Here is a 5,096-nt window from a genome sequence, read left to right as displayed (position 1 = left end):
ATTTAATACCTTGCGAATGAGCTCAGCAGGAACTGGTTTATTTTGATAGTTACGAATAGAGCGACGGCTGCGCAAAAACAATTCAGCTTGCTCTGGCGTTAACTTAGGCTCCTGTGTAATATCGATTTGCTCCTTACGAGGCGTCAAGTCGCTATCGAGAGCAAGTGTGGGACATACGGAAATACAATGCCCACAGGAAATACAACCTCCCCTGCCAGTTACAGGTCCATCATCGGACATCACCAGCAATCCGGTTGGACAGTCAGCTACGCAAAGGCCGCATCGTGTACAGACTTCTGTATTGACGGTAAATAACATCTGATAAATCCTCCAAAAACTACTATAAAGTTTATTATAACACACAAAATCATATGATATCTAGTTTTAACCAATTAGTCTAATTGTAATGGAGCTAATCCTTGTTTCTATATTTGCCTTTGGGATGGGGCCCCATTTCGTTAGTACAACTTGGTAAAAAAAGTAAGTATACACTTGCTTGCTCCGTCCTTCGTAATGTCGCTGCACAAGTGCATACTTACTTTTTTATCACTTTACTTATAAAGGTGTCCCAGCCAAAAGGCAGATATAATCTATCTATAAAACTAGCCTAGCTCCATTACAATTAATCACTAAAATAAAACTAAGAAATACTATGGTTTCACGCATAATAATAAACTTTATAGTAGTGGTGCCACGCCCACCGTGGGGGAAAGGACTAGCCTGCGGCTAGTCTTTATTGTAGTGGCGCCCTTCCCCATCATATAAAAGCATATTGAGTAAAGATCAGATGCAGCTTGTGATGGGGAGTCAGCAATATATAGCGGGAGAGTAGTCGCTTGCTATGGGACTAATTCACAGCAGGTGTTATAAAAATAAAACTAGGTATTTCTGCAGCGACTTTACGAAGGACGGAGCAAGGAGATACCTAGTTTTATTTTTAATTAAGTTGTCGTAGTGAAACGGGGCCCCATAGCAAACGACATAATATGTACTCAAATACTGGAGCCCCATCACAAGCGGAAACGAGACTTACTCAAATGCTTTTATAAGTTCCATGTATTCTGCTTTGTGTGTCATTCTCCAGCTACCAAAGTCTGGTTCTGGAGATTCGTTTAGTATATTTGCCAAGGCTTCCATGAATTCAGGAATTTTTGTAGCCACGATGTGGCCTGCCATTTTACCGAAGTTTTCAGAGCCCATGTGTTCGGAGCCGCCATCAACTAGCATAAAGGATACGGTAGGTTTCTTATCAACTAATTTAACAGAGCCGTGGAATCCGATTTCACCAATTTGGTGTGTCCCACAGGAGTGCGGACAGCCAGAGATGTGTAAACGAGGAAGTTTTCTAGTGTCTACACCCTTTTCTTCTAGGTGCGTAAAGATTGCTTTCAACAGACCATTGGAGTCTTGAATCCCAATTTGGCACACTGTAGAGCCCACGCAGGATACGGAGCGACGAAATTCATTGATAGCACTGTCCTCTGTTAATTCTGCAATTTTACGTGCTTCATCAGCAGTGAGGTTGATGAAATATAGCGCTTGCTCTGGAGCAAGTCTAGCTTCTACTTGATCTAAGGTTACTGCATAATCAAGGGCAGCTAAGAGGTTCGGAACATTTGCATCCCCGCCTACGGGATGGTATTCCACATAGTAAAGGCCTTCTTGTTTTTGACGATGAATGCGATGATTTATAACAGAATCATCGCGTTTACCCCTTTTTGTAATTTCATAGGCATAATCAGCAGGGTTTATCGTTAGCTGTTCTACCTCTTTTACCATAGCCAATGTTTCTTCATAGGTTTTAATGAAAGCTTCGGCCCCACCCATTTCGGCTGGCATGTAACGTGTACGAGCTTTACCACGATTCTTGAAGTTACCGTGATTAGCAAAGACCATAAGCATAGCTTTCACATAATACAATACATCCTCAGGTTGCACATCGTGAGCCACGGGAATACCCATGCGAGGATTTGGACCGATACCGCCACAAGCATAGACATCAAAGGTATTATGTTTCGTTAAGTTAAAGCCTAAATCCTTGAAGGTAGTGTGTGGCGTGCTATCAAAACCATTGTCGATAGCCATTTTAAATTTGCGAGGCAGCTTGATGTAAAACATTTGCTCCATGAGGAACTCGCTAATAGCGGTCGCATACGGCGTAATGTCTAACGTTTCACGAGGATCAATACCACGCAATATGCTAGCTACTACATTGGGATTGTCGCCACCGGCACCACGATTATAGATACCGTGCTCATGACACTCTTTAAAGAGACTTAAAATAGTGTCCCCATCTAATCCATGCATTTGCAAACATTGGCCTGTCGTAAAATGCATATGTTGTAAGTTATATTTACGAATGGAGTCCGCCAAAAACTGCATATGCTCACGCGTCATGCGGCCCCCATTAAAACGCCAACGGCTCATACTGGAGTTGGCACCGCGTTCTGCGTAGCTACCGAATGCACCAGATTCACCTTTATAATCAGCGATAGACATTTCTTTTTTATAAAACTTATGCGTCATATCTTCAAACTTTGGATAATCTGCAATCAATCGATCTTTCAATTCTTGTGTAATCATACTATTACCCTCTTGGCTTATATCTATTAAGCATAATTCATAACTTTGTAAGGGTTAGTATACCATACACGCATAGCTATGTTTGTAGCTAAGCTCACAAATTTAAATACCGAATATTAATACCATAGTTTACAATCTGTAATAATTATTACTTTTAAATAAAATCTTGGTAAAAGAAAGATCAAGTATTCCCACAAAAAAAGAACAGCCCGAAAGCTGTTCTTTTATGTTAAGTTCTGAAATTATATTAACGATACTAGATTAACTAGTTCAGGTCATTTCCTACACTTGAGGATTATACTTGACCTTCGTTAGGGTTATCATAAGCCTCTTTATCGATAGTGCCCATGATTTTATCTACTACGAGAGCATTTGTTAAGGACCCAGATACGTTCAAGCATGTACGGCCCATGTCGATCAATGGATCGATAGCAAGGATTGGGCTGATAGATGTGAAGTATGCACCAAGGCCTGTACCACTAAGGGATACGGATGCAGCCATTGTAGCTGTACCAGGAACACCTGCGATACCAACGGAACCGATGGCGATTACGATAACACTCATGATGTACATAGTCATATCGAATGGAATATTCGCTACATTAGAAATGTACACTACAACGAGCGCTGGGAATACGCCGGCACAACCTTGCATGCCTGCAGTAGTACCGAAGGATGCCACTGTATTAGCAGTTGTGGCATTTACGCCAAGACGTTTTGTCAATGTTTCAACAGTCAACGGCAATACGCCCATAGAGGAACGGGATGTGAAAGCCAACAATAGTGGAGCTTTCGCTTTCTTGAAGTATGTAATTGGATTGTAACCGAAGCTAGCAATCAAGATAGCTTGAACAACGAACATAATCAAGATACCAACGTAAAGTAATACTACGAATAAGCCCATATCAAGGATAGCTTGTAGGCCACGAGTTGCCAATGTAGATGCTAACAATGCAACTACACCGTATGGCATAAGGCCGATAATAAAGTCTGCTACCCAAGAAATTAATTGGTGAAGCTCATCAAAGAGTTTAGTGAACATCTCCATGGAGTTTGTACCAGTTTGTTTCAATAGACGAGCTACGCTACCTAAGATAATCGCAAATACTACGATACCGATAACATTTGTTTCAGCAGCCGCTTGAATTGGGTTGCTAGGAATCAAAGCACGGAATGTATCAACCATCGGTTTGATTTCGCGAATCTTTTTACCAGACTCAACAATATCGAAACCTTGACCTAAACCAAAGGCATTACCTAAGATAAGACCAACTACAGCAGCAACAGCTACCATGCCGAGGTTTGTAGAAACCATTGCCACTACTAACTTTTTAAGGTTAGCACCTGCTTCCATGTGCAAGATAACGTGTACAATGGAGATAAAAACGATAGGAATAACAAGCATACGGATTAAGTCGATGAAGCCGCCACCTACCAGGGAGAACCACTTCGTACTTTCCTTGATGTAAACCACTTTGGATGGATCATCAGGGAATCCTGCAATGATTTGAACTGCTATACCAAGTACGGCACCAACAATAGTACCAATAATAACGAGATTACCGAAAGATGTGCCCTTGCGTTGCAACACATAAATACCAATTAACGCAAGTACAAACACCGCGATAATACCAATACTTAGTGGATTGCTTAACATGAGGTAATCTGTAAAGAATGGAATATTCATAATACACCTCTTTTAATTCATATCACAATAATAGGTTATGAACCTAGTATAGCATATATCGAAAAAAATACAAGCAGAATATTTGAAATTTTATAATAACTCATATATTTATTCTGCAATATAAGGAATTCTTATAACGTATTATGTATGCTGGAAATGTTAGACATATAAAAAGGCGACCTTCCAAGGAAGATCGCCTTTAGATATCTGGTTGTTATATTATCTATTAACTAAGATATATGTAACACGGATAGGACCATGAGCACCATCTACAGTTACCAACTCGATGTCAGCCGTACGGGACGGACCAGAAATCAAGCAGATATTTGTAGGGAATTTGGATGGATCGTTGTGGTAACGTTCAGCCAAGTTTTCCATAGTTTGTGTCATGCGTGGGTTGATTGTATCAGTATATAATACAGCAACATGAGTTTCTGGTAACAAGCTGATTGCACGACCAGATTCTTCGCCAGATGCTTGTACTACAGTAGCTGTTTCAGCAATACCGCAGAATGGGAATGTAATCCCGATATCAGCATTAGCTGTGTTAGAAATATTTTCTTCACGACCTTTAGCCGGGTCCCATTGGAAGTATGTACGAACACCACCATTAGAAGCTGCATCTTTTTCGAATAATTCTTTTAATTTATATTCTTCAACCTCAGAAGTGCTTGGGAAGATTACCTTACCATTACCACGTTCTTCGATAACAGCCATAATAGTTTCGCCTAATTTATCAGGTGTAGTATCTACGAATTTTGTACCTACACGTTCACATTGTTCTTTGAACATAGTGATAACTTGTTCACGAGATAATTCTTTGAAC

The 5,096-nt window shown here is 40.4% G+C and carries 4 protein-coding genes; all 4 read right to left on the bottom strand.

Annotated elements, in window-relative coordinates:
- Positions 1–318 (bottom strand): 4Fe-4S dicluster domain-containing protein (locus Q0F90_RS07105; RefSeq protein ID WP_296004347.1); only part of this gene is annotated, 318 nt, incomplete at its 3' end.
- A 711-nt stretch (positions 319–1,029) separates the two neighbouring features.
- A complete protein-coding gene (locus Q0F90_RS07100; RefSeq protein ID WP_296004346.1) occupies positions 1,030–2,583 on the bottom strand; it encodes a nitrite/sulfite reductase in 1,554 nt (517 codons plus the stop codon).
- Between the two features lie 295 nt (positions 2,584–2,878).
- Positions 2,879–4,270: a cation:dicarboxylate symporter family transporter gene (locus tag Q0F90_RS07095; RefSeq protein WP_296004345.1), complete on the bottom strand. Its 1,392-nt coding sequence runs from the start codon at positions 4,268–4,270 to the stop codon at positions 2,879–2,881.
- A 219-nt stretch (positions 4,271–4,489) separates the two neighbouring features.
- Positions 4,490–5,096, bottom strand: a 607-nt coding sequence (locus tag Q0F90_RS07090; protein ID WP_296004344.1) for a lactate utilization protein C, incomplete at its 5' end; no start/stop codon positions are given.

This window comes from uncultured Veillonella sp., assembly GCF_934190855.1.
Taxonomy (GTDB): domain Bacteria; phylum Bacillota; class Negativicutes; order Veillonellales; family Veillonellaceae; genus Veillonella.
Note: the sequence above shows the minus strand (reverse complement) of the source record. Positions and strands in the feature narration are given on the sequence as shown.

Bases quoted from the DNA above. Each gene is read 5' to 3' on its own strand.
- Q0F90_RS07095 (WP_296004345.1), bottom strand. From the start codon at position 4,270: ATGAATATTCCATTCTTTACAGATTACCTCATGTTAAGCAATCCACTA.
- Q0F90_RS07100 (WP_296004346.1), bottom strand. From the start codon at position 2,583: ATGATTACACAAGAATTGAAAGATCGATTGATTGCAGATTATCCAAAG.